At 29.0% G+C, this 25903-nt stretch carries 26 protein-coding genes; 25 read left to right on the top strand and 1 reads right to left on the bottom strand.

Going from position 1 to position 25903, the window contains the following annotated elements; genetic code table 11:
* Positions 1 to 14: 14 nt before the first annotated feature.
* From mraY to rpsR, 11 genes are all read left to right on the top strand, one after another.
* Positions 15 to 1103 carry a phospho-N-acetylmuramoyl-pentapeptide-transferase gene (gene mraY / locus MKD34_RS02035; protein WP_240219508.1) on the top strand — a complete coding sequence of 363 codons (1089 nt, stop codon included), beginning with the start codon at positions 15 to 17 and terminating at the stop codon, positions 1101 to 1103.
* A gap of 59 nt (positions 1104 to 1162) precedes the next feature.
* On the top strand, positions 1163 to 2476 hold the full coding sequence (gene murD / locus MKD34_RS02040; RefSeq protein ID WP_240219509.1) for a UDP-N-acetylmuramoyl-L-alanine--D-glutamate ligase: 1314 nt from the start codon (positions 1163 to 1165) through the stop codon (positions 2474 to 2476).
* A gap of 13 nt (positions 2477 to 2489) precedes the next feature.
* Entirely contained in the window at positions 2490 to 3563 is a 1074-nt protein-coding gene (gene murG / locus MKD34_RS02045; RefSeq protein ID WP_240220018.1) for an undecaprenyldiphospho-muramoylpentapeptide beta-N-acetylglucosaminyltransferase, read from the top strand.
* Positions 3564 to 4913 (top strand): UDP-N-acetylmuramate--L-alanine ligase, encoded by a 1350-nt coding sequence (murC, locus tag MKD34_RS02050; RefSeq protein WP_240219510.1) that lies wholly within the window; start codon positions 3564 to 3566, stop codon positions 4911 to 4913. It abuts the gene before it with no gap.
* Entirely contained in the window at positions 4900 to 5742 is an 843-nt protein-coding gene (gene murB, locus MKD34_RS02055) for a UDP-N-acetylmuramate dehydrogenase (protein WP_240219511.1), read from the top strand. The genes murC and murB overlap by 14 nt, the downstream gene beginning before the upstream one ends.
* A 14-nt stretch (positions 5743 to 5756) precedes the next feature.
* Positions 5757 to 6617 (top strand): D-alanine--D-alanine ligase, encoded by an 861-nt coding sequence (locus MKD34_RS02060; RefSeq protein ID WP_240219512.1) that lies wholly within the window; start codon positions 5757 to 5759, stop codon positions 6615 to 6617.
* A gap of 33 nt (positions 6618 to 6650) precedes the next feature.
* Entirely contained in the window at positions 6651 to 7343 is a 693-nt protein-coding gene (locus MKD34_RS02065) for a cell division protein FtsQ/DivIB (protein ID WP_240219513.1), read from the top strand.
* Positions 7333 to 8640: a cell division protein FtsA gene (gene ftsA, locus MKD34_RS02070; protein WP_240219514.1), complete on the top strand. Its 1308-nt coding sequence runs from the start codon at positions 7333 to 7335 to the stop codon at positions 8638 to 8640. The genes MKD34_RS02065 and ftsA overlap by 11 nt, the downstream gene beginning before the upstream one ends.
* Positions 8641 to 8651: 11 nt before the next feature.
* Positions 8652 to 9728, top strand: a complete 1077-nt coding sequence (ftsZ, locus tag MKD34_RS02075; RefSeq protein WP_023051047.1) for a cell division protein FtsZ — start codon at positions 8652 to 8654, stop codon at positions 9726 to 9728.
* A 104-nt stretch (positions 9729 to 9832) separates the two neighbouring features.
* Complete coding sequence (gene rpsF, locus MKD34_RS02080) at positions 9833 to 10117, top strand: 30S ribosomal protein S6 (protein WP_240219515.1); 285 nt, start codon at positions 9833 to 9835, stop codon at positions 10115 to 10117.
* A gap of 46 nt (positions 10118 to 10163) precedes the next feature.
* Entirely contained in the window at positions 10164 to 10382 is a 219-nt protein-coding gene (gene rpsR / locus MKD34_RS02085; RefSeq protein WP_023051045.1) for a 30S ribosomal protein S18, read from the top strand.
* A 129-nt stretch (positions 10383 to 10511) separates the two neighbouring features.
* Here the strand turns inward: rpsR and rpmB are convergent, their stop codons facing one another.
* Entirely contained in the window at positions 10512 to 10769 is a 258-nt protein-coding gene (gene rpmB / locus MKD34_RS02090; RefSeq protein WP_023051044.1) for a 50S ribosomal protein L28, read from the bottom strand.
* Positions 10770 to 10929: 160 nt separating this feature from the next.
* Between rpmB and MKD34_RS02095 the strand changes: the two genes are divergently transcribed.
* The 14 genes from MKD34_RS02095 (at position 10930) to MKD34_RS02160 (ending at position 25897) form a co-directional block, all read left to right on the top strand.
* On the top strand, positions 10930 to 13269 hold the full coding sequence (locus tag MKD34_RS02095; RefSeq protein ID WP_023051043.1) for an endonuclease MutS2: 2340 nt from the start codon (positions 10930 to 10932) through the stop codon (positions 13267 to 13269).
* The gene (gene ispD, locus MKD34_RS02100; RefSeq protein ID WP_240219516.1) at positions 13245 to 13928 is read left to right on the top strand and encodes a 2-C-methyl-D-erythritol 4-phosphate cytidylyltransferase; all 684 of its coding nucleotides are present in this window, start codon (positions 13245 to 13247) and stop codon (positions 13926 to 13928) included. Before MKD34_RS02095 ends, ispD begins: the two co-directional genes overlap by 25 nt.
* Positions 13929 to 13947: 19 nt before the next feature.
* The gene (locus tag MKD34_RS02105; protein WP_240219517.1) at positions 13948 to 14772 is read left to right on the top strand and encodes a nitrilase-related carbon-nitrogen hydrolase; all 825 of its coding nucleotides are present in this window, start codon (positions 13948 to 13950) and stop codon (positions 14770 to 14772) included.
* Positions 14773 to 14792: 20 nt separating this feature from the next.
* Positions 14793 to 15863 (top strand): hypothetical protein, encoded by a 1071-nt coding sequence (locus tag MKD34_RS02110; RefSeq protein WP_240219518.1) that lies wholly within the window; start codon positions 14793 to 14795, stop codon positions 15861 to 15863.
* 11 nt (positions 15864 to 15874) lie between these two features.
* Complete coding sequence (cysS, locus tag MKD34_RS02115; protein WP_240219519.1) at positions 15875 to 17299, top strand: cysteine--tRNA ligase; 1425 nt, start codon at positions 15875 to 15877, stop codon at positions 17297 to 17299.
* Positions 17287 to 17658, top strand: a complete 372-nt coding sequence (locus MKD34_RS02120; protein ID WP_023051038.1) for a Mini-ribonuclease 3 — start codon at positions 17287 to 17289, stop codon at positions 17656 to 17658. The genes cysS and MKD34_RS02120 overlap by 13 nt, the downstream gene beginning before the upstream one ends.
* Positions 17659 to 17671: 13 nt before the next feature.
* Positions 17672 to 18706: a rod shape-determining protein gene (mreB, locus tag MKD34_RS02125; protein WP_407933854.1), complete on the top strand. Its 1035-nt coding sequence runs from the start codon at positions 17672 to 17674 to the stop codon at positions 18704 to 18706.
* Positions 18706 to 19620, top strand: a complete 915-nt coding sequence (locus MKD34_RS02130) for an ATPase (protein WP_240219520.1) — start codon at positions 18706 to 18708, stop codon at positions 19618 to 19620. Before mreB ends, MKD34_RS02130 begins: the two co-directional genes overlap by 1 nt.
* A gap of 185 nt (positions 19621 to 19805) precedes the next feature.
* Positions 19806 to 20801 (top strand): glutamyl-tRNA reductase, encoded by a 996-nt coding sequence (gene hemA / locus MKD34_RS02135; RefSeq protein WP_240219521.1) that lies wholly within the window; start codon positions 19806 to 19808, stop codon positions 20799 to 20801.
* A complete protein-coding gene (gene hemC / locus MKD34_RS02140) occupies positions 20801 to 21700 on the top strand; it encodes a hydroxymethylbilane synthase (protein WP_240219522.1) in 900 nt (299 codons plus the stop codon). Before hemA ends, hemC begins: the two co-directional genes overlap by 1 nt.
* Positions 21693 to 23168 carry a uroporphyrinogen-III C-methyltransferase gene (gene cobA / locus MKD34_RS02145; RefSeq protein WP_240219523.1) on the top strand — a complete coding sequence of 492 codons (1476 nt, stop codon included), beginning with the start codon at positions 21693 to 21695 and terminating at the stop codon, positions 23166 to 23168. Before hemC ends, cobA begins: the two co-directional genes overlap by 8 nt.
* Position 23169: 1 nt before the next feature.
* Entirely contained in the window at positions 23170 to 24144 is a 975-nt protein-coding gene (hemB, locus tag MKD34_RS02150; RefSeq protein WP_240219524.1) for a porphobilinogen synthase, read from the top strand.
* Complete coding sequence (gene hemL / locus MKD34_RS02155) at positions 24145 to 25452, top strand: glutamate-1-semialdehyde 2,1-aminomutase (RefSeq protein WP_240219525.1); 1308 nt, start codon at positions 24145 to 24147, stop codon at positions 25450 to 25452.
* Positions 25442 to 25897 carry a precorrin-2 dehydrogenase/sirohydrochlorin ferrochelatase family protein gene (locus MKD34_RS02160; protein WP_240219526.1) on the top strand — a complete coding sequence of 152 codons (456 nt, stop codon included), beginning with the start codon at positions 25442 to 25444 and terminating at the stop codon, positions 25895 to 25897. Before hemL ends, MKD34_RS02160 begins: the two co-directional genes overlap by 11 nt.
* Positions 25898 to 25903 lie beyond the last annotated feature (6 nt).

The raw sequence follows: 25903 nt of genomic DNA on the forward strand, positions 1-25903 counted from the left end.
AAGGAGTAAGAGGGATGCTATACTTATTGGCAGGGTATTTTCCAGTTTTAGAGGGGCTTAAATCAATATATTTAAGAAGTTTTTTAGCATTTATATTGGCATTTTTGGTTGTTTTAGTTACTGGTAAACCGTTTATAAAATATTTAAAAGTAAAAAAATTTGGAGAATCTATAAGAGAAGAAGGACCGGTTAGTCATTTCTCAAAAAAGGGAACACCTACAATGGGTGGAATACTAATAATTTTTGGTACTTTACTGACAGCATTATTAGTGGGAGATCTTTTTAATAAATTCTTAATTTTAATGTTTGTAATAACTTTGCTCTTTAGTGGTATTGGATTTATAGATGATTATAAAAAATTTACTGTTAATAAAAAAGGTTTATCAGGTAAGAAGAAGTTAATGGGACAATGCTTTATAGCAATAATTACTTGGTTTTTTATAAAAGAGTTTGGTTTAACAGGAAATAAAATATTAGATTTATCAATTGTAAATCCAATAATATCAAATAGTAATTTTTATTTAGGAAGTTTTTTGATGTTGATATTCATAGCTTTAGTGCTAATGGGAACGTCTAACGCTGTTAATATAACGGATGGACTAGATGGATTAGCAATAATGCCTGTAATAATAGGTGCAACAATTTTAGGGATAATAGCATATTTCACAGGTCATATTGAGTTAAGTAATCACCTTAATTTACATTATATAGCAGGTATAGGTGAATTGTCAGTATTTCTATCAGCTTTAGTGGGAGCAGGCTTAGGATTCTTATGGTATAACTTTTATCCAGCACAAATCTTTATGGGAGATACAGGCTCATTAACATTAGGTGGAATTCTAGGAGTTGTAGCAATTTTACTTAAACAAGAGTTACTGTTACCTATAATAGGAGGAATATTTGTTTTAGAAGCTGTATCAGTTATACTTCAAGTGGGCTCTTTTAAAATGAGAGGAAAAAGAGTGTTTAGAATGGCACCAATACATCATCATTTTGAATTAGCAGGATTACCAGAAACAAAAGTAACAATGAGATTTTGGATTGTTGCACTGTTTTTAGGGATGATAGCTTTGGGTATAGTTAGATTAAGAGGAATACTATAAATAAGACCACAGTGAAAGTCACTGTGGTTTTTGTCGTTTAAAAATAAGGAGGGAAATCCATGAAAAAAGCAATTGTTTTTGGGGCTGGAGTAAGTGGTAAAGGTTCTGAGAAAACTTTAAAGAGAATGGGATATGAAGTTTTTTTGGTAGATGATAAAATAGGTATATCATCAAAAGAAGGTATAGAACTATTAGAAAATAATGATATAAAAATATTTGTAAAAAGTCCAGGAGTTCCATATACAGATTTAGTAAAAAAAGCTTTAGAATTAGAAATAGAAATAATAGATGATATTGAACTAGGATATAGATATAAAAAAAATAATAAAATTTCTGGAAAAATAATAGCAATAACAGGAACAAATGGAAAAACAACAATTACAACAAAAGTTCAAGAGTTGTTAGAAAAAGCTAGTTATAAAGCGAAAGTTTGTGGAAATATTGGATACTCTTTTAGTGAAACGGTTCTAGAAAATCCAGAGCTTGATTACTATGTATTAGAAACAAGTTCATATCAACTTGAAAATATAAAAGAGTTTAAAGCTGATATTTCTTTGATTGTTAATTTAGCCCCAGATCACCTATCAAGATATAAAAATTTAGATCATTATTATAACACAAAGTTTAATATAGGAAAAAATCAAAAGGAAAGTGAATATTTTATAGTAAATACTTCATGTGCCGAAAGTTTAAAAAGAGTAGATAAAATCTCTGGAAAAAAAATATATGTAGGTATGGATAAAACATATAAAAAAGAGAGTGTATGGGTTGAAAATGGATCTATTTTTTACAATGGAGAATTTATTTTAGAGGAAAAGCTAGCATCTTTAAAAGGAAAACATAATTTAGAAAACATGTTGTTTATTGTTTGTGTAGGGAAATTACTTGAAATTCCAACAGAATTAATAAGAGAGTTTTTATATTCAACTAAAACATTAGAACATAGAATGGAGAATTTTTTCTCGTATGGTGCAGTTGAATTTATAAATGACTCTAAAGGTACTAACATAGACTCTACTAAATTTGCTATTGAAGCTTTTGAACTACCAATTTTAATTTGTGGAGGGTACGATAAAGAATTAGATTTAACTCCATTAGAAGAGATAATTAAAGATAAAGTTAAAGAAGTTTATTTGATAGGTGATATTTCAGATAAATTAGAAATAGGATTAGAAAAAATTGGTTTTCTAAAAGAGAGAATGTTTAATTTAAAAACTTTAGATAAAGTGTTAGAAAAATTAAAATCTAAGGTTGATAAAAATCATAAAGAAGTTGTCTTATTTTCTCCAGCGACATCGAGTTTTGACCAGTTTAAAAATTTTGAAGAAAGAGGAAGAGTTTTCAAAGACTTAGTAAAAAGTTACTTTAATTAGGAGAGAATTTATGATGAAAAAAATAATTATAACAACAGGAGGCACAGGAGGACATATCTATCCTGCATTAGCAGTTGGAAAAAAACTATTAAATAGAGGTATGGAAGTTTTATTTGTAGGAAGTTCAACTAGAATGGAAAAAGATTTGGTACCAGAGGAAGGTTTTAAATTTCTAGGAATAGATATATATCCATTTCAAAATTTAAAAAAGATTCCTTCAAATATAAAGGCATTTTTACAAGCTTTTAAAATTGTAAAAAAAGAACAGCCTGATATAATAATAGGATTTGGAAATTACATATCAATACCTGTTTTATTAGCAGGTGCAATTTTGGGAAAGAAAATATATTTACAAGAACAAAATGCAGATTTAGGAATGGCAAATAAGCTATTTTATAAAATTGCTAAGAAGTGTTTTTTAGCTTTTGACACAACTTATGAAGAGATATCAGTAAAAGATCAACATAAATTTTTAGTTACAGGAAATCCTTTGAGAGAGGATATTTATGCAATGGATAAAGAGGCTGAAAGAGAAAGACTAAAGATTGGAAAAGATGAAAAAGTACTTTTAATAACTGGTGGAAGTCTTGGAGCAAAATCTTTAAATGAAGCAGTGATAAAAAGTTTAAAAGATATATATAAAGATAAAAGTATTAGAATTTACTGGGCTACTGGAGATAAAAATTTTGGTGAAATAAATGAAAAGTTAGAAGACCAGCAAATAAAAGTTAGTGACATAATAAAGCCATACTTTAATAATATGATAAATGTAATGGCAGCCGCAGATTTGGTTGTTTGTAGAGCAGGGGCACTGACAGTTTCAGAAATAATGCAACTTGAGAAACCCTCAATTTTAATACCGTATAACTCAATAAAAGTTGGTCAGTATCAAAATGCAAAAATATTAGCAGAGAATGAAGCTGCACTTATATATAGTGATAGCAAGGCTGATGAAGCCATAGAAAAAGCTTTAGAGCTCATAAAAAATGATGATGAATTAAATAAAATGAGTAGAAAAGCTAAAAATTTAAAGAAAAGTAATGCAGCTGAAAAAATAGTTGAGTGCTTGGATATATGGAGGAGTTAGATGGATAAAATATATTTTATTGGAATAAATGGAATTGGAATGAGTGGATTAGCGAAAATTATGAAGTTAAAAGGATATGACGTATGTGGAGCTGATCTTTCAAGAAATTATGTAACAGAGGAGTTAGAAAGCTTAGGAGTTAAAGTTTTTGGAGAGCATAATGCAGAAAATATTTTAGGAGCAGATTTAATTGTAGCTTCAAGTGCTATAAAACAAGATAATCCAGAGATAAGTAAAGCAAAAGAATTAGGAATAAAAATAATAAAAAGGGGAGAATTATTAGCTCTTTTAATGAATAAAGAAAAAGGGATTGCCGTAGCAGGAACTCATGGGAAAACAACGACAAGTTCGATGTTAGGATCATTACTTTTAGATATTGATCCAACAATAGTTGTTGGTGGAATTTTACCAGAGATAGGTTCTAATGCTAGATGTGGAAAAACAGAGGTTTTTATTGCAGAAGCTGATGAAAGTGACAACTCATTTTTACATCTAACACCAGAAATTTCAATAATAACAAATATTGAAGCAGATCACCTTGAGAATCATGGTTCTCTTGAGAATATAAAGAAATCTTTTAAACAGTTTATGGATCAGACAAAAGAAGAAATATTAGTTTGTGATGATTGTCTAGAGACATTAGAGTTAATAAAAGGAAGAAAAAATATAAAAACTTATAGTATTAAGAAAAATAATTCTGATATAATTGCAACGGATATAAAGATAATAAATTCTAAAACTGTATTTACAGTAATTATTGATGGTGAAAAATTTGGAGAGTTTGAATTATCTATTCCAGGAAATCATAATATTCAAAATGCATTACCAGTTATATACTTAGCAAAGAAATACGGTATTGGAAAAAAAGTAATAGCAGAAAAGCTGTTAAGTTTTAAAGGTGCAAAAAGAAGATATGATATTTTACATAGCGATAAAATAAGAATAATAGATGATTATGCGCATCATCCAACAGAGATAAAAGCAACTATTCAAGGTGCAAAAACAATTGAAAAAAATAAAACGATAGCAATTTTTCAACCTCATAGATATAGTCGTGTGAATTTTCTTTTAAATGACTTTAAAGGTAGTTTTGAAGGAGTCGACGAAGTTATACTAATGCCTGTATATAGTGCAGGAGAAAAAAATGAATTTGGTGTAACATTGGAAAAATTAAAAGAAAAAATAGGTCATAAGCACTGTAGAATAATTGAAAAAAATGAAGAAATTGAAAAAATTGTAGCAGGAGAAAAAGAGTCAGCAACATTCTTATTTATGGGAGCGGGAAACATATCTAATTTAGCTCACACTATTGCAGACAGTATAGGGAGAACAGGAAATGAAATTATATAAAAATCACTCGATGAAAGAACATTCAAATATGAAGATTGGTGGAATAGCTAAAGAGTTTATTGAAATTGAAAATAAAAACGAATTGTTGGACGTTTTGAAAGAGAAAAAAAATAGATTTATAATAGGTAATGGAACAAATACATTAATATTTGATGGAGAACTTGATACAACATTTATTTCTCTTAAGGCTATTGATTATATTGATGATAAAGGTGAAGGAATAGTTGAAGTTGGAGCTGGACTAGATTTTTCTGATTTAATAGATTATATGGCAAAAAAGAACTATACAGGTTTAGAAAATTTAGCAGGAATACCAGGAAGTGTTGGTGGGCTTGTTTTTATGAATGGAGGAGCTCATGGAACTGAGATTTTTGATAAAATAATATCGGTTGAAATTGTAGATGAAAATAATGAGCTTAGAAAAATAGAGAAAGAAAATTTAAAATTTTCATATAGAGTGACAGAGATAAAAGAGAAAAAATGGGTTGTAGTAAGTGCAACTTTTAAATTTGAAAATGGTTATTTAAGTGAAGTTGTAGAAAAGTATAAATTGAAAAGAAGTGAGAATCATCCATTAAATCAGCCAAATTTAGGAAGTACCTTTAAAAATCCAGAAGGGCATTTTTCGGCAAGACTAATAATAGAAGCAGGACTTCAAGGGAAAGAAGTTGGAGGAGCTCAAATATCTATGGTACATCCAAACTTTGTTGTAAATAAAGGAGATGCAAAATTTGAAGACATTATAGATATAATTGAAGAGGTAAAAGTAGGAGTAAAAAATAAAACTGGAATACAACTAGAAGAAGAGATTATAATAGTAAGAAACTAACTAGGAGGGATCAAGTGAAAATAGCAGTTGTTATGGGTGGAATTACATCAGAAAGAGAAGTTTCTTTAAGAAGTGGTCAAGCAATTTTAAATAGTCTGTTAAGACAGGGATACGATGCCTATAAAATAGACTTAACAAAAGAAAATTTAGTATCAGCATTTATTGAAAATGATTATGATTTAGTTTATCTAGCTCTTCATGGTGAATATGGTGAGGATGGTAGAGTTCAGTCTGTTTTAGATATGTTAGGTAAAAAATATACAGGATCAGGAGTAACAGGCAGTGCTGTTGCAATGGACAAAATTTTAACAAAGATAATAGCTAAAGATTTAGGAATAAGAATAGCTAAAACATATAGTTCTGTTGAAGAAATTGATAGTTATCCTGTTGTTATAAAACCAGCAAAAGAGGGATCAAGTGTAGGACTATATATTTGTAATACGAAAGAAGAAGCCTTAAAAGCTTATGAAGTATTACAAAATAAAGAACCTTTAATAGAAGAGTTTATAAAAGGTGATGAATTAACAGCAGGAGTATTAAATGGAGAAAAATTAGGTGTAGTTAGAATAAAACCAAAGTCTGGATTATATGACTACGAATCAAAATATACTGTAGGGAAAACAGAATATGAATGTCCTGCTCAAATAGATGAAAAAGCATACGAAGAGGCTTCTGAAGCTGCTAGAAAAATTCATGAAAAGTTAGGATTAAAAGGAGTAACAAGAAGTGATTTTATCTTAAAAGATGGAAAAACTTATTTCTTAGAAGTTAATACTTGTCCTGGAATGACAGAAACTAGTTTAGCTCCAAAACTAGCAACATTAAAAGGTTATTCTTTTGATGATTTAACTAAGATTATGGTAGAAAGTTGTTAAGTAGAAAATATCTGAAATAACAGGGAGAGATTCTTGAAAAATATATTTAAAATTGCTATAATATTGGCACTAACTTTTATTATAATTCAAGTTGAGAAAGACTTTAAAAATAGAGAATTTTTCAACATTTCAAAAGTTCAAATTAGTGAAGTTTCACCAAATCTTAAGTCAGATTTAGAAAAAATAAAAAAACAGATTTTAGGAAAGAATATTAATGATTTAAATTTAGAAGGACTAGAAAATAAATTATTAAAAGATGTGAGAATAAAAAAAGCAGTTGTTTCTAAACAAAATTTAAATGAGATAACTATTGATATAATAGAAAAAGAAAGTAGTTATTATGCACAACATAATTCAAGAATATATACAATGGATGAACAAGGGACAATTTTTGGAAAACTAGATGAATATCCTAAAAAAAGTATGCCGATTCTTGTATTAAAAGAGGCTAAAGAAAAAGAACATCTTTTAGAAATAATGGAAAAACTAAAAGAACTAGATTTAAAAGATGAAGTTTCACAGCTATATGCTGAAAATAAAAATTTGATATATATTATTTTGAGAGACGGAACTAAAATAAAAACTGAACCAGAAGTTTCGAAAAAAAAATATGAAATAACAATGAATCTATATAAGGAGTTGATAAAAGCTAAAGAAATAGATTATATAGATATAAGATTTACAGATATAGTAGTAAGGGAAAAGGAGGGGAAAAGTGCGAGATAATATTACAAAATTAGCTTTAGATGTTGGAAATGGTAAAATAAAATTTATTTTAGGAGAACTTAGTACAGAGGGATTAAAGTTAAGAGTGCTGGATTACTTAGAGGTATCGAGTGAAGGCATAAAAAGATCTGTAGTAGAGGATCCTGAACTTTTAAGTGCAAGTATAGCTAAAGGATTAAAAGAATTAGAACAAAGAAACGGAAGAGAGTTTGAGGCTGTATCATTAGGTGTGAGTAGTGATAGAATTATTTCAAAAACAGATCATGGATGTATTGAATTCAATGAAAAAGAGATAACAGCTCAAGATATGTACAATTTAATTGAATTAGTAAAAAGCAATATATTAAAAGAAGATGAAATAGTTATTGAGCAAGAAGCATATAATGTTAGAGTTAATAGTTCTGGAATATTAAAAAATCCAATAGGGCAAATTGGAAAAAGTATTCAAGGCGATGTGCATTTAATAACGATAAAAAAAGATCAGTTAGATCCATTAGTAGAAGTTATAAATAATGCAGGATTGGAAGTAGAGGATGTATTTTTAAATGCCTCAGCTTCTGCAAAATCAACTTTAGAATACGAGGATAGACAGATGGGAGTAGCTCTAATCGATATAGGAGAGGGAGTTACAGATATAGCTATTTATAAAAATGACAAAATAATTTATACAAAATCTTTATCAATAGGTGGAATGCATTTTGTGAATGATATAAGTTATCTTTTAAAAATACCTAAAAAAGAAGCTAAAGAGATTCTAGAAAAATTAAGAGGTAAACAGTATTCTAATGGAGTAATAAAAACAGAAAATGGAGAATACAATATAGATGAAATTAAAGAAATAATAGATGCTAGAACAGGCGATTTAATTAATTTTATTTCAAAAACAATAGAAGAATCTGGATTTAATGGTTATTTAGGAAAAGGATTAGCTTTTACAGGTGGAGCAGTATCAATAGATGAGATTTTTAGTAAAGTTGGAAGTAAAATGGAATGTGCTGTTAGAAAAGTTACTCCATTTCCACTTAGAGGATTAGAAAACGTAAATCCATCTATGTCTACAGTAATTGGTATTTTGTTAACAAAATTAGAGGCAGAATTTAAAAAGAGAAACGAAATAAGAGATGAAAGTTTAAAGGATGAAGTTATAGCCATTGAAAAAGAAGAGGAAGTATTTACAGAGCTTCCTATAAATGAAACAGCTTTTAGACAAGAGGACTACGAAGAAGAGTATGAAGAAGAAGTGGCTACAGATGGTACTTTAAACAAAATAAAAAAATGGATTTCTAACTTTATATAATAAGGAGCTGTATGAAAATGTTTAATAACGAATGTGAAGTAAAGATAAAAGTAATCGGAGCTGGAGGAGCTGGAGGAAATGCGATAAATGACATGATTTCAGCTGGAGTAACGGGTGTAGAATATATTGCGGCAAATACAGATGCCCAAGATTTAAATAACTCTTTAGCAGATATAAGAGTTCAATTAGGTGAAAAACTAACAAGAGGTCTAGGAGCTGGAGCTGATCCAGAAGTTGGTAAACAAGCGGCTGAAGAAGATGTTGAAAAACTAAGAAATTTATTAGAAGAGACAGATATGCTATTTATAACAGCTGGAATGGGTGGAGGAACAGGAACAGGTTCTGCACCAGTTATAGCAAAAATAGCTAAAGAAATGGGAGTTTTAACTATAGGTATTGTAACTAGACCATTTTCTTTTGAGGGAAGAAAAAGAAAAACTAATGCAGACTTAGGATTATCAAACTTAGAAAAGCATGTAGATTCATTAGTAATAATACCAAATGATAAATTATTCGAATTACCAGAGAAAACAATAACACTTCAAAATGCCTTTAAAGAAGCTAATAATATTTTAAAAATAGGTATTAAAGGTATTGCAGATTTAATGATAGGTAGAGGACTTATTAACTTAGACTTTGCTGATATAAAAGCAACTATGCAAAATTCAGGAGTTGCAGTTTTAGGATTTGGAGAGGGAGAAGGAGAAAATAGAGTTGCAAAAGCAACTGAAAAGGCACTATCATCACCTCTATTAGAAAAATCTATTATGGGAGCAAGTAAGGTTTTAATAAACATAGCTGGATCATCAAATTTAGGACTTATGGAAGCTCAAGCTATAGCTAATATAGTAAAAGAGGCAGCTGGAAAAACAGCGGAAGATATAATGTTTGGTATAACAGCAGATGAATCGTATGGAGATAAAATTCAAGTTACAATAATTGCTAATAGTTTTGGTGATGAGCAAGAAAAAACTGAATCTTTCATAAATGTAGAGAAAAAAGCAGAAGTTCCAAAGGTAGAAGAGACATCAGAAGTAAGAGATGAATTAGATCTTCCACCATGGATTAGAGCTAATAGAAGAGATTAATAAAAAAATGCTTGTAAAAATATTGATTCTATGTTAGAATTAATAATGCCCTGCTCAAGATCATTGTGTATTTTGGGCTAAAACCATAGGGAGGAGGTAATAACATGAAAAAGTATGAATTAATGTTCATCATCAACCCAACTATATTAGAAGAGGGAAGAGAAACTGTAATAGCTAAAGTTAACAACATATTAACTACAGCTGGAGCAACTATCCTTAAATCTGAGAAGTGGGGAGAGAGAAAGCTTGCTTATCCAATCGATAAGAAGAAAACAGGATTCTACGTACTAACTACTTTAGAGATGGACGGTACTAAGTTAACTGAGGTTGAGTCAAAGCTTAACATAACTGAAGAAGTTATGAGATACATCGTAATTAAGAACGACTAATTAAAACTAAAGAAGACGTTTATTCTCAAATAAGGAGGTTATTAGAATGGCAGAATTCAGAAGAAGAAGAGCAAAATTAAGAGTTAAAGCTGAAGAAATCGATTACAAAAATGTTGATTTACTAAAGAGATTCGTTTCTGATAAAGGAAGAATCAATCCTTCTAGAGTAACTGGAGCTAACGCTAAGTTACAAAGAAAGATAGCTAAAGCTGTTAAGAGAGCTAGAAACATCGCTCTTATTCCATATACAAGAGTGGAGAAGTAAAATTAATGAGGTTGAAGATTTAATCTTCAACCTCTTTTTCTATATTATATATATTAAGAAAATAAATATAGTTACAAAAATAAAAAAAAGACAGGCTTTTTTATTTAAAGCTGTCTTTTTTTATAAGCATTATTTGCTTAATATTTTTCTAAGTCTAGCACTTAGAGTATTAGCATTTGCTTTAAGGATTTGCATAACTTCAACCTCGTTAGCACTCTTTAAAGTCTTTAAAGTTTTAGTACAAACTTTAACTTTAACAGTAACACCGTTGATAACAACTTTAGTTGTTTGTAAGTTAGGCTTCCAAACTCTTCCTGTTACTCTGTGAGAGTGAGAAATTTGATTTCCGAAAGTCATTCCTTTTCCAGTAATTTCACATCTTTGCATTCTATTTACACCTCGCTTTCGTTATAAACATGCAAATTATTATACCATTACTGAAAGAAAATATCAAGGTATTTTTTAAATTATTTGGAATAGTTTATAAAAAACATTAAATATGCTATAATAACAAGGTAAAATATATATAGAAAAGGTGATATGTAATATGAATATTCATAGCTATAAAGTATTAGAGTTTAATAAATTAAGAGAAGAGTTATCACATTATATGACTATTGAAGAAAATCAAGAAAAAATACTTGATTTAGAGCCATTTAAAGATATAAACTCTTTAAGAAAAGAATTAGAGATAATTAGAGATTTTATGGATTTTTTAAAGTTTGATGGTGGATTTGAGCCAGCAGGAATGAAAGATATAACAAATATCACAAGAAAAGCTCAACTTGTTGGGATGTATTTAGAGCCAGAGGACTTGTGGTCTATAAATATAAACTTAAGAATTTTTAGAATTTTTAAAGGCAGATTAGAAACTTTAGAAAAATATAAAGATTTAAGAGGTAAATTTATAAATATACCAACATTTAAAAATTTAGAAGATTTAATAAATAAAGCTATAGATCCAGATAAAAATATAAAAGATGATGCTTCTATAGAGTTAAGAGAGTTAAGATTTCAAAAGAAAAATATGGTAGCAAATATTAAGAGGAAATTTGAAGAGTTATTCACTAATCCAAATTACTCTAAAGCTATACAAGAAAAGATAATAACAACAAGAGATGGAAGAAGTGTAATACCAGTTAAAACAGATTTTAAGGGACTTATTAAAGGGATAGAGCACGATAGATCATCAAGTGGGTCAACAGTGTTTATAGAACCTATATCGATTGTTTCGTTAAATAATAAAATGAGAGAACTAGAAGTTAGAGAAAGAGAAGAGATTAGAAAAATACTTTTAAGACTAACTGATCAAGTAAGATTAAATACACCTATAATAAATGAGATTGGTAATACGATAATGTATTTAGACATATTAAATGGAAAATCTCAATTTGGTATAGAGAAAAAATGTGCAATTCCAGAAATAAATAATAAAGAGATGTTATCGCTTGTAAATGCTAGACATCCTTTTATAAATGAGAATATGGTTGTACCTTTAACATTTGAAATAGGAAGAGATTATAATACATTATTAATAACAGGTCCAAATACTGGAGGAAAAACAGTAGCATTAAAAACAGCAGGATTATTAACATTAATGACATTAGCTGGAATTCCAATTCCTGCAGATGAAAAAACAAGTATAGGATTTTTTAATGGTGTATTTGCAGATATTGGAGATGAGCAGAGTATAGAACAATCATTATCATCATTCTCAGCACATTTAAAAAACATTCAAGAGATTTTAAATTCAGTTACAAAAGCTTCATTGGTGTTACTAGATGAATTAGGATCAGGAACTGACCCAATGGAAGGTTCAGCTTTTGCCATGGCTGTAATAGACTATTTGAAAGATAAAAAATGTAAATCACTAATAACAACTCACTATAGTGAGGTTAAAGCCTATGGGTATAATGAAGTAGATATAGAAACTGCATCAATGGAGTTTAATGTAGAAACTTTATCTCCAACATATAGACTATTAATAGGGGTTCCAGGAGAAAGTAATGCTCTAACAATAGCAAAAAGACTTGGAGTTTCTGAGGTAATTATAGAAAGAGCAAAAAGTTATATAAGTGATGAAGATAAAAAAGTAGAAAAAATGATTTCTAATATAAAAGACAAATCTTTAGAACTTGAAAGTATGCAATCAGAAGTAGAAGCTTTAAAAGCTCAAGCTCAAAAAGATAAAGATGAATATGAGGAAAAATTAAGAGTATTAGAAAAAGAAAAGAATCAAATTTTAAAAGAAGCATATGAAAAAGCTGAGTTAATGATGAGAGATATGCAAAATAAAGCAGCAGCACTAGTTAATAAGATTCAAAAAGAGGATAAAACAAAAGAAGAGATGAAAGAAGTTCAAAAGAAGCTTAATATGCTTAGAACATCTTTACAAGAGGAAAAATCTGAAAATGTAGAGGTTAAACCTAAAGTAGCAAGAAAAATAGATTATAAAGTTGGAGATAGGGTATTTGTAAATAGTTTAAATCAATATGCTATTGTAAATAAAATAAACTTAAATAAAGAAACTCTAAATATACAAGCTGGGATATTAAAATTAGAAGTTTCAATGGATGATGTAAAAACAGTTGTAGAGCCAAAGAAAAAAGAGTATAGACCTATAAACACTCATGCTAAAACAAGAGTTAAAAATGAAGTGGATTTAAGAGGAAAATTAGTTGATGAAGCAATATATGAATTAGAAACTTATATGGATAGAGCTTTAATGAACGGGTATACAGAAATATATGTAATTCATGGAAAAGGAACAGGAGCCTTGAGAACAGGAATAATGGAATTCTTAAAAACTTCGAGATACGTTAAAGACTATAGAGCTGGTGGTCATAACGAAGGAGGAATTGGATGTACTGTGGTAACTCTAAAATAACTTTAATTATAGCAGCAGCAGGAATTGGAAAGAGAATGAATTTAGGATATCCCAAACAATTTTTAGAGATTGATGGAAAACCTTTATTCATGAAATCATTAGAAGTTGCAGAAAAAAGTGACAATATTGATGAAATCATTATTACTACTGGAGAGGAATCAATAGAGTTAGTAAAAGAGTTATGTAAGACATATGGAATATCCAAAGTCAAAAATATTGTTTCAGGTGGAAAAGAAAGACAATATTCTATAGAAAATGCGTTGGAATATTGTAAGGATAATAGTATAATAGCAGTACAAGATGGTGTAAGACCATTTTTAAAAGATAAGTATTTTTCTCAAGCATTAAAAATGTTAGGAGAAGATTTAAAAATTGATGGTATTGTAGTGGGAGTTTTACTAAAAGATACAATTAAAAAAGTTAATATCGATGGAGAAGTTATAGAAACACCAAAAAGAGAGGAGTATATAGCAGTTCATACACCTCAACTATTTAGAGGTAAGATATTAAAAGATGCTTATAAAAAAGCAAGAGAAGATAATTTCTTAGGAACAGACGATTCATCTTTAGTAGAAAGAATAGGTGGAAAAATTAAAGTTTTAATAGGAGATTATGATAATATAAAAGTTACAACTGTTGAGGATTTAAAATTTCTTTAATTTAATAAAGGAGAGGGAAATGAAAGTTTTTTTAGCTCAGATGAAGCCAATATTGGGAGATACAGAAAAAAATTTAAAAAAAATAGTTGATATAGTAGAAAAGGAAATTGAAAAAGGAACAGAAGTTGTTGTTTTTCCTGAATTATCTCTAACTGGATACTTATTAGAAGAGATGGTTTATGATGTTGCTTTAGATAAAGTACCAGATATATTATTAGAGCTATCTAAAAAAATATCAATAATAGTAGGTGCAGTAGAGTTAAGTGAAGATTTATATCACTATAACACTGCGTTTTACTTAGAAGATGGAGAGATAAAACACAAACATAGAAAAGTTTATCTTCCAACTTATGGACTTTTTGATGAGGGAAGATATTTTAAAGAGGGAGAAAATATAAGAGCCTTTAATACAAAATTTGGTAGAGTTGGAATACTAATATGTGAGGATATTTTTCATCAAAGTAGTTCATATATTTTAGGACAAGATGGAGCACAAACAATTTTTGTTATAGCAAATAGTCCTACAAGACTTTCGAATAAAGGATTAGAAATAAGTAATCTTTGGGAGTCTATATGTAAGACAACAGCTGTTAGTAATGGATGTTTTGTTGTTATAGTAAATAGAGTGGGAGTAGAGGATGGTGTAAACTTCTGGGGTGGAAGTTTTGCAATTAATCCATCAGGAGATACGATTGAAAAAATGGAATACTTCGAAGAGGATGGAAAAAACATTCTAGTTGAGAAAAAAGAGATAATGAAAGTTAGATTTGCATCGGGATCATGTAAAAATGAAAAAATAGATTTAGTACTAAATGAGCTAGCAAGAATAAAAAAAAGTAGATAAATTTATTAAAAGGAGTACCGATGAAAAAAAATTTAAAAATAACTTTAGGATTTCTATGTGGAATTAGTATTTTAGTTAGCATATTTTATGCAAGTAAGGAAAATCCTAGAGTTTATTTGAGTGACCGAATAAATGTGGCATACGTAAACGAAGATATTGACCATAAAAATTTTGAAAATGTTATTAATCTTTTAAATAAAGCAGATTTTAATATTGACGATAAAGTAAAAAAAGGATTAAGTTATGTTAAAGGATTATATGTAGTTTCAGATAGTAGTTTTATATCTGATAAGAAATCATGTGTAGGAATTATAGACTTTGGGTATATATATCCCCTTATAACATTAAAAGTAGAAACTTACTTTAATAAAACAAATGATTTTTACGTACTTAAAGATGAGTATAGTAAAAAATATTTAAATGGTGAAAGAATATATTTGAAAATAGAAAAAGGTAATTTTTTAATAGGGAAAAAAGAAAAAGATATAGAGAGAATATTAAAAAATGAAAAATATTTTAATCAGAACCTTTTAAAAATATTAGATAGAGAAGAGGGAAAAAACCTAGGAATGTTAATATTAAATCTAGGAAAAAATCCTTTAGGTGGTTTTGATGAACTTGTATTAACAGGAGAAGTAAATAAAAAAGAACAAGTGACATTAACTGCAAATATTGGTGGAAAAAATGATATTATAAAAAGCTTTAACGGTATAGCTGAAGATGGATTATCAGGAAAAAGAACTATAGAAAAAAATAAACTTTATTTAAGAAGTACAAGAGATGCTGAATTAAGATCGTTTTTATTCTTTTTAAATTATTTTTTTAGAAATAGTTTTATAGAAGGAATATCTTCAAATGTTTATATAAATAGTCCAAAAGACGATAATAAAATATCAGCTTTGAATAGTAATAAAATAATGGACGTAGAGATTGATAAAAAACAATTTATATCAGGTTACATAGATATAAAAATTAAAAATAAAATAATAGGAAATGCAGAGTTGAAAGGAATAGCAGAAGAAAATAGATTGAGAATAAGCACAATTTTAAATGAAGAAACAGCTCTTAATCTATTAAAAACAGCTAAATAGGAGGGCATAAAATGATAAAGATATATAATACACTTAAAGGCGAATTAGAAATATTTAAACCTCTAAAAGAGGGTGAGGTATCAATGTATGTTTGTGGTCCAACAGTTTATAACTATATTCATATTGGAAATGCAAGACCAGCTATATTTTTTGACACTGTAAGAAGATATTTCGAATTTAGAGGCTATAAAGTAAAATATGTTCAAAATTTTACAGATGTTGATGATAAAATGATAAGAAAAGCTAATGAAGAGGGAGTAACTCTTCAGGATATAGCCAAAAAATATATAGATGCATATTTTGAAGATACAGCAAAAGTTAATTTAAAAGAAGAAGGAATGATAAGACCTAAAGCAACAGAGCATATAGGTGAAATGATAAAAATTATAAAAACATTAATTGAAAAAGGATATGCTTACGAATCTCAAGGTGATGTATACTTTGATGTAAATAGTTACAAACAAGAGTATGGAGAATTATCAGGACAAAGTATAGATGATTTAAAAAGTGGTGCAAGAATAGATGTATCAGAGATAAAGAAAGATCCATTAGACTTTGCTTTATGGAAAAAAGCTAAAGAGGGAGAACCTTTCTGGAATTCACCTTGGGGAAAAGGAAGACCTGGATGGCATATAGAGTGTTCTGCAATGTCAAATAAATATTTAGGACCTACATTTGATATTCATGGTGGAGGACAAGATTTAATATTCCCACATCATGAAAATGAAATTGCACAATCAAAATGTGGAACAGGTGGAGAGTTTGCTAGATACTGGATTCATAATGGTTATATTAATGTTAAGGGAGAGAAGATGTCTAAATCTTTAGGAAACTTCTTCCTTTTAAGAGAGGTATTAGAACAATTTGAGGGAAGAGTAGTTAGATTCTTTATTTTAAGTTCTCACTATAGAAAACCAATTGATTTTTCTGATAATGAACTAGTTCAAAGTAAAGCTGGATTAGAAAGAATAGAGAATGCTGTATCTAGAGGAAAAGAGATTTTAACATCAAAACCTATTGAAAATGGATCAGATCTTACAGAATTAAAAGAAACTTTAGAGATATCGAAAGATAAATTTATAAGATGTATGGATGAAGATTTTAATACAGCTGGTGGAATAGGAGCTATATTTGAACTTGTGAAAGAGTTAAATAAAGCTGGAGAGATTGATAAAATTTCTAAAGTTGGATTTGAAGTGTTAGAAGATACAATTGAATATATAAGAGTGGTTATGGAAGAGGTATTTGGAGTTCTGTTAAAGGTAGAGGTTCAAGTAGGAGATATGACAACAGAATTAATTGAATTTTTACTTGAACTGAGAAGAGAAGCAAGAGATAATAAAGACTGGGCATTTTCAGATAAAGTAAGAGATAGACTTTTAGAGATGGGAATTAAAATAAAGGATGGAAAGGAAAAAACAACATGGTCAATTTAGATGTGCGTGAAGCAAATGGATTAGTTTTGGCATATTTAGGTGATTCTGTGTGGGAACTTTCTATAAGAACATATTTTATAAATAAAGGGTACAATATAAAGAATTTAAATAGACTTGTAAAAGAACATGTAAATGCTCAAGCTCAAAGTAAGTATTTAAAAAATATAATTGATGAATTAGATGAAGATAAATTAACATTGGTAAATAGATCTAAAAATAGTAACATAAAAACTTTTCCTAAATCGTGTAGTGTTATGGAGTATAAAGAGGCAACAGCTTTTGAAGCTTTAATTGGTGCGCTTTATGTTGAAGGAAAAATAGAAGAAATAAATAAAATAGTGGAAAAAAACTTAGGTTAAGGAGTGATAGTAAGTGGGATTCAAATTGAAACTACCTGGATTTAGTAGAAGTATTGGAATTGATTTAGGGACAGCGAATACATTAGTATATAGTAAAAAACATGGGAAAATAATATTAAATGAACCATCTGTTGTAGCAGTGGAAAGAGAAAGTAGAAAAGTTTTAGCTGTTGGAAATGAAGCTAAGGATATGCTAGGAAAAACACCAGATTCTATAGTTGCAGTAAAACCTTTAAGTGAAGGAGTAATAGCTGATTATGATATAACAGAAGCTATGATAAAGTATTTCATAAAAAAGGTATTTGGAAAATATTCACTATTTATGCCTGAAGTTATGATCTGTGTTCCGATTGATGTAACAGGAGTAGAGAAAAGAGCTGTATTAGAAGCGACTCTTTCAGCTGGAGCCAAAAAGGCTTACTTAATAGAGGAAGCAAGAGCAGCAGCACTGGGATCTGGAATTGATATATCAGCACCAGAAGGAAATATGATAGTTGATATTGGTGGAGGTTCAACAGACGTTGCAGTAATTTCATTAGGTGGAACAGTTGTAAGTAAAACTATAAGAACTGCTGGAAATAATTTTGATATGGATATAATAAAGTATATTAAAAAAACACATACTCTATTAATTGGAGATAAAACGGCTGAAAGTATAAAAATGCAAATAGGAACAGCTATTCCTTTAATAGAAGAGGAAACAATGACAATAAAAGGAAGAGATTTAATAACAGGGCTACCTAAGTCTGTTACTGTTGGATCAGAAGAGATTAGAGAAGCTATTATGGATTCACTAATGGAGATTGTGACTTGTGTAAAAGATGTTCTAGAAAAAACTCCACCAGAATTAGCAGCAGATATAATAGATAGAGGAATAGTTATGGCAGGAGGAGGTTCTTTAATTAGAAACTTCCCAGAATTAATTTCAAAACATACTTCACTAAATGTAAGATTAGCTGACTCGCCTCTTGAGAGTGTAGTTAAAGGAGCTGGAATGGCTCTTGATCAAATATCTATTTTAAGAAAGATTGAAAAGGCTGAAAGATAATGTTTAAAGATTTAAATTCCAATGAAAAAGCTATTGATTTCTTAAAAAAAGAACTTAATTTAAAAAGAGAAGCAGGAACATATCTTTTTTATGGAGTTGATAGAGATCTTTTGAAAAAGTTTGCAAAGGCTTTTGCTAAAAGTTTAAACTGTATTAATTATACAGATGATTTTTGTGGAGTTTGTGAAAGTTGTATAAGAATAGAGAGTGAAACTCATGGAGATTTAGAAATTTTAGACGATATAACGGGTATTAAAATTGAAAAAATTAGGGAGTTAGTCTACAGAGATTCAACAACATCTTATGAAGGAAAGAAAAAAGTTTATATAATAAGAGATGTTGAAAGATTAAGAAAAGAATCGGCAAATGCGTTATTAAAGTTAATAGAAGAACCTAATAGCGGAAGTTTTTTTATATTAACTTCTACGGGATTAAATGTTCTCCCAACAATAAAATCTAGGTCGATACTATTAAATATTCTTCAAGAGAGTGCAGAGGAGATTGGTGTAACTCAAGAGGAGTATAGATTTTTTCTAGGAAAATCAAAAGAGATAGAAGATTATAAAAACAGTGAAATAGATTTAAATGAGGGGAGTTCTTTTGAAAGAATTGGACATAATCTAAAAAATTGGATAGATACAAAAGAGTTTCAATATAAAGTAGAAATATATAAATCTATAAGAGATTTTCTAAATACAAAAGATTATTTAACTTTGAATGATAAAATATACTTTGTAGACGAGATTCTTTTAAATACTTCTGATAGAGAGGTAATAAAAGAGATTGTAAACTATACAATTTCTCTTATAGGAAACAGAAGTAAAAATTTAGAAAAATTATTAGAAATAAAAAATATAGGGAGAAGCTCTATAAACTTAAAAAATTTACTAGTAACTTTTTATACAAATGTTTAAGAGAGTGATTGCAAATCACTCTCTTTCATTTATATTATTTATATGTAGTTATAATATTTTTTGATGATTTATAGCTTTTTCATTCAAAAATAATATAATTTTTTCGAAAATAGGCTTAAAAATATTAAAAAAAAGTATTATAATATATATATGTAATCAATAAATCGTGGAGAGAAGGAATCTAGATGTATTTTAAACATTTTATTGTTTTTGGAATAAGTCATAAAAATTTGGATTTATGTCAAAGAGAAAACTTTATACAAAATGACCCCACTTCTGTAGTTGAAAGATTATTTAAAGAAAAAAAGATTGTGGGGTATGTAAATTTATCAACTTGCTTGAGAGTAGAGTACTACTTAGATTTAGATAAAAACTATTCAGTAGCAGATTTTCAAAAAGAGATTGGATTAAGGGATATTTTTATAAAACAGGGACATGATGCTGTAAACTATCTTTTTAGGGTTACCTGCGGATTTGAGTCCGTTATAAAAGGAGAGGATCAAATTTTAGCTCAAATAAAAAAAGCTCAACTAACTAGTATGGAGAATAAAATATCAAGTTCTAATATTAATGTTATTTTTAACAAGGCTATAGAGTTAGGGAAAAAATTTAGAAATAAAAGTAAAATATGTCATAATGCTTTATCTTTAGAAGCAATATCTTTAAAATTTATCAAGAATAGAGTTTCAGAGTTAAAAGATAAGAAAATTCTTATTTTAGGAGTAGGAGATTTAGCTAGAGATATAATGGAGCTTATAACAAAGGAAGAATATAAAAGTTTAACTATAACAAATAGAAGTTATCATAAGGCTTTAGAGGTTAGTAATATTTACAATGCAGATGTAATTAGTTTTGAAAATAAATTAGAAGAAGTTGCAAAAAGTGATGTAATAATATCAGCAACTTCAGCTCCTCATGCAATTATAAAAAAAGAAGAGATACTGCCTTTATTAAATAAAAATAAAGAGTATGTATTTTTAGATTTAGCAGTACCTAGAGATATTGAAGAGGGACTAAATGAATTAAAAAACATAAATTTATATAACATAGATGATGTTTGGGGAGTATATTATGAAAATTTAGAAAATAGGGAAAATCTATTAACTAAATATGAATATATGCTAGGAGAACAGATGATAAACTTAAAAAAATGGTTTGAATACAAAGAAGGGATAGCATAATGAAAGAAAAAATCGTAATTGGAAGTAGAGGAAGTATACTAGCTTTAGCTCAAAGTGAAATGATAAAAGGAAGATTGGAAAAAAACTTTCCAGAATTAAAGTTTGAAATAAAGGTCATAGTAACAAGTGGAGATAAAGATTTAGTTAGTAACTGGAATAATAGTGATAAATCTTTAAAAAGTTTTTTTACAAAAGAGATTGAGCACGAATTGTTAGATGGAACTGTAGATTTAGCAGTTCATTCAATGAAAGATATGCCTATAGTTTCACCACCTGGTTTGATTTGTGGAGCAACTCCAGACAGAGAAGATAATAGAGATGTAATAGTTTCAAGAAGTGGAAAAAAGCTATTAGAGCTTCCAGAAGGAGCTATTGTAGGGACTAGTTCATTAAGAAGAACTATGGGATTAAAAACATTAAGACCAGATTTAGAGATAAAACAATTGAGAGGAAATATTCATACAAGACTTAGAAAATTAGATGAAGGTCAATATGATGCTATTCTTTTAGCAGCAGCAGGATTAAAAAGAGTTGGATTAAGAGATAGAATAACTGAAGAGTTAGATTATAATTTAATGATGCCAGCTCCAGCTCAAGGAGCACTTCATATTCAATGTAGAGAAAACGATGAGTTTGTAAAAAATATCTTAAAATCTATTCATAATCCAGAAATAGAAAAAATTGTAGAGATAGAAAGAGAGTTTTCTAAGATATTTGATGGAGGATGTCATACACCTATGGGATGTACAGGGGAAAAATTTGATGGTAAGATTTTTTTAAGAGGTGTGTACTGCCAAGGTGATATTATGTATAAAGCAGAAGTGTTAGAAGATGAAGTGTTAGGAAAAGAGATAGCACACAAATTAGCTGCAAAAATAAGGGAGAAAATAAATGGTTAATAATAAAATGGGGAAAGTTTACATAATAGGAGCAGGTTGTGGAAATATAGATCTTTTAACTTTGAAAGGAAAGAGATGCATAGAGGAAGCTGACTGCGTGGTATATGATAGATTGATAGACCCGAAAGTATTGAAGTTAGCTAAAGAAAATGCAGAAATGATATATTTAGGCAAAGGAAATACTGAGGGTGGAGTTATTCAGGATGAAATAAATAAAACGCTGGCTAAAAAGGCTTTAGAGGGAAAAGTTGTAGCAAGAGTAAAAGGTGGAGACCCGTTTGTTTTTGGAAGAGGTGGAGAAGAGATAGAGGAGATAGTTAAATACTCTATTCCTTTTGAAATTATACCTGGAATAAGTTCTTCAATAGCTGTACCAGAGTATGCAGGAATTCCAGTTACACATAGAGGACTAGCAAGATCATTCCATGTATTTACAGGACATACAATGGAGAATGGAGAATGGCATGATTTTTCGACTATAGCTAAATTAGATGGAACTTTAGTATTTTTAATGGGAATTAAAAACTTAGATTTAATAACAGGTGATTTAATAAAAAATGGTAAAAATCCTAAAACTCCAGTAGCAGTAATAGAAAAGGGAACAAGTGAAAACCAAAGAGTAACTGTTGGAACTTTAGAAGATATTGTAGAAAGAGCTAAATCTGAAAAGATTGTTCCACCTGCTATAACAATAATTGGTGATGTTGTAAATATGAGAGAAACTTTTAAATGGTTTGAAAATCAACCTCTTTCTGGAAAAAAAGTATTAGTGACAAGAGATACTAATCAATCACAAGAGTTTAGTGAAAAATTAAGAATAAAAGGAGCTACTGTAAGAGAGTTACCTTTTATAAAAATAGAAAATGCTTATGATTTTAATGAAAAAGATTTAAAAAATTATAGTGCTCTTTTATTTAACTCTCCAAATGGTGTGAAGTACTTTATGGAAAATATAAAGGATATAAGATCTTTAGGTCATCTAAAAATTGGTGTTGTTGGAGCTAAAACAGATGAACTATTAAGAGAATATAAAATAATACCAGACTTTATTCCAGAGAAATATATGGGAATAGAGTTAGCAAAAGAAGTACAAAATTATACAAAGGAAAATGATAAGGTATTATTTGTAACTTCAGATATATCTCCTGCTAATTGTGAAAAATGGAGTGAGGAATATAATAGAAAATTTGAAAAATTAGTAGTATATAAAACTGGAAAACATATCTATTCTAAAGATGAAGTAGAGACAGTATTAAATGAAATAGAGTATATAACTTTTTTAAGCTCATCAACAGTTGAAGCATTTAATGAGAGTATCCAAGGAGATTTAAAATTATTAGAGGATAAAAAGATTGTGTCAATAGGACCAGTTACTACAAAAACTTTAAATGAATTAGGATATAACGTGGCTTTAGAAGCAAAAGTTTTTGATGTTGATGGAGTAATTGCAGTAATAGGAGAGAAATAATATGTTTAATAGAACTAGAAGACTAAGAAGTTCTCAAGTTATGAGAAATTTAGTGAAAAATATAGATTTTACTTTAGATAATCTAATCTATCCACTATTTATAGAAGAGGGAGAAAATATAAAAGTTGAAATTCCATCGATGAAGGGGCAGTATAGAATATCAATAGATAGACTAGAAGAGGAACTAGTGGAATTAAAAAATTTAGGAATAAAATCATTGCTTTTATTTGGAATTCCTAAAAAGAAAGATCCAGTAGGAAGTGAAGGATACAATGATAAAGGGATAGTTCAAGAGGCGATAAGATTTATCAAATCTAAATTTCCAGAATTTTTAGTTGTTACAGATGTATGTCTATGTGAATATACATCTCACGGACATTGTGGAATCTTAAGAGGAGAGGAGTTACTAAATGATGAAACTTTAAAACTTTTACAAAAAGTAGCTCTTTCTCATGCTAAAGCAGGGGCAGATATGGTAGCACCATCAGATATGATGGATGGTAGAATAAAAGCTATAAGAGAGATATTAGATGAAAATGGATTTATAAACTTACCAATTATGGCATATAGTGTAAAATATGCATCAGCTTATTATGGACCATTTAGAGATGCAGCTGATTCAGCTCCAGCATTTGGAGATAGAAAGACATATCAAATGGATTTTAGAAATTCTAAAGATTATTTAATAGAAGTTGAAAATGATATTTTAGAGGGTGCTGATATAATAATGGTAAAACCTGGAATGCCCTATTTAGATGTAGTTAAGGGAGTAGCGGATGCTATATCAAATCCAGTTGCTATTTATAATGTAAGTGGCGAATATTCTATGGTAAAAGCAGCAGCAGAAAATGGCTGGATAGATGAAGAAAAAATAGTTATGGAAAACATGTATGCTATGAGAAGAGCTGGAGCAGATATTATAATAACATACCATGCTAAAGATATAGCAAAATGGTTAAAAAGAGGTGTAAATTAAGTGAGATATAGTAATTCAGAGAAGATATATGAAAAAGCTGTGAAGATTATACCAGGAGGAGTAAATAGTCCTGTTAGAGCTTTTAAATCAGTTGATAAAACATATCCAATTTTTGTAAACAGAGGAAAAGGATCAAAGATATACGATGAAGATGGGAATGAATATATTGATTATATTTGTTCATGGGGTCCACTTATTTTAGGGCATAATAATGAAAGAGTTTTAAAAGGTGTTAGAGAAGCTATAGAGTTAGGAAGTTCGTTTGGACTACCAACTAAAATGGAAGTTGAATTGGCTGAATTAGTATGTAAGTGTTATCCATCAATGGATATGATAAGATTTACAACTTCTGGAACTGAAGCAACTATGGCAGCAGTTAGAGTTGCGAGAGCCTTTACAAATAGAAATAAAATATTAAAATTTGAAGGATGTTATCATGGACATTCAGATTCACTATTAGTTAGTTCTGGATCAGGATTATTAACAGATGGATATCAAGATAGTAACGGAATAACAGAGGGAGTATTAAAAGATACATTAGTTGCTCCTTTTGGTAATATTCAAAAAGTTAAAGAGATTTTGGAAACTAAAGAAGTTGCGTGTTTAATAATGGAGCCAGTACCGGCTAATATGGGACTTATAAATAGCTCGAAAGAGTTTTTACAAGCTATGAGAGAGATATGTGATGAGACAGGAACTCTTTTGATATTTGATGAGGTAATATCTGGATTTAGAGTTGCTTTAGGAGGAGCTCAAGAGTATTATGGAATAACTCCAGATATAACAACTTTAGGTAAAATAATAGGTGGAGGTTATCCTGTAGGAGCTTTTGGTGGAAAAAAAGAGATTATGGATATGATTGCACCTGTTGGAAGAGTTTATCATGCAGGAACTCTATCTGGAAATCCTGTTGCTGTTAGAGCAGGATTTGAAATGGTAAGTCATCTATTGGAAAATAGAGAAACTCTATATAAAGAGTTAGAGGAAAAAGTTATATATATGACTGATTCAATAGAGAAAATTGCAAAAAAATATGATGTACCTATTAAAATAAATAAATTAGGTTCTTTATTTACAATATTCTTTAGTGATTTAGATGAGATAACAGATTTAGAGCATGTTATAAACTCTAATACAACACATTATTCAATATATTTTAATACGTTACTAGATAATGGTGTAGTTGCACCACCTTCAAAATACGAGGCACATTTCGTATCAGTAGCTCATACTAAAGAGGATTTAGATAGAACTTTAGAGGTTATAGATATGGCGTTTAAAAAAATTGGTGAAACTAATGGAAAGTAAAAAATCTTTTTTTCCACTATTTATAGATTTAACTAATAAAAATTGTTTAGTTGTAGGAGGGGGAAATATAGCTGCAAGAAAGATAAAAAGTCTTGTAGATTATGGCGCTAGAGTTATTGTGATAGCTCCGTTTATACTTCCTGAAATCTTAGATTTAGATGTGGAGATTGAAAAAAGAGATTTTAAAGTTGGAGATATAAAAGGGAAGTTCTTAGTTGTTGCAGCAACAAATGATGAAAAATTAAATGAAATAATAGTAGATTTATGTGAGGATAATAATATACTTGTAAATAACATTACATCAAAAGTATATATGTCAGCTAGATTTACTGCTCATATAGATACTGATGATTATCAGATTGCAATTTCAGCAAAAGGAAATCCAAGAGAATCTGTTAAATTAAAAAAAGAGTTAATAGAGTATCTAAAAAATAGAAAAGACTAGAAACAT

Origin of the sequence: Cetobacterium somerae (assembly GCF_022430525.1) — a bacterium.
Lineage (GTDB): Bacteria > Fusobacteriota > Fusobacteriia > Fusobacteriales > Fusobacteriaceae > Cetobacterium_A.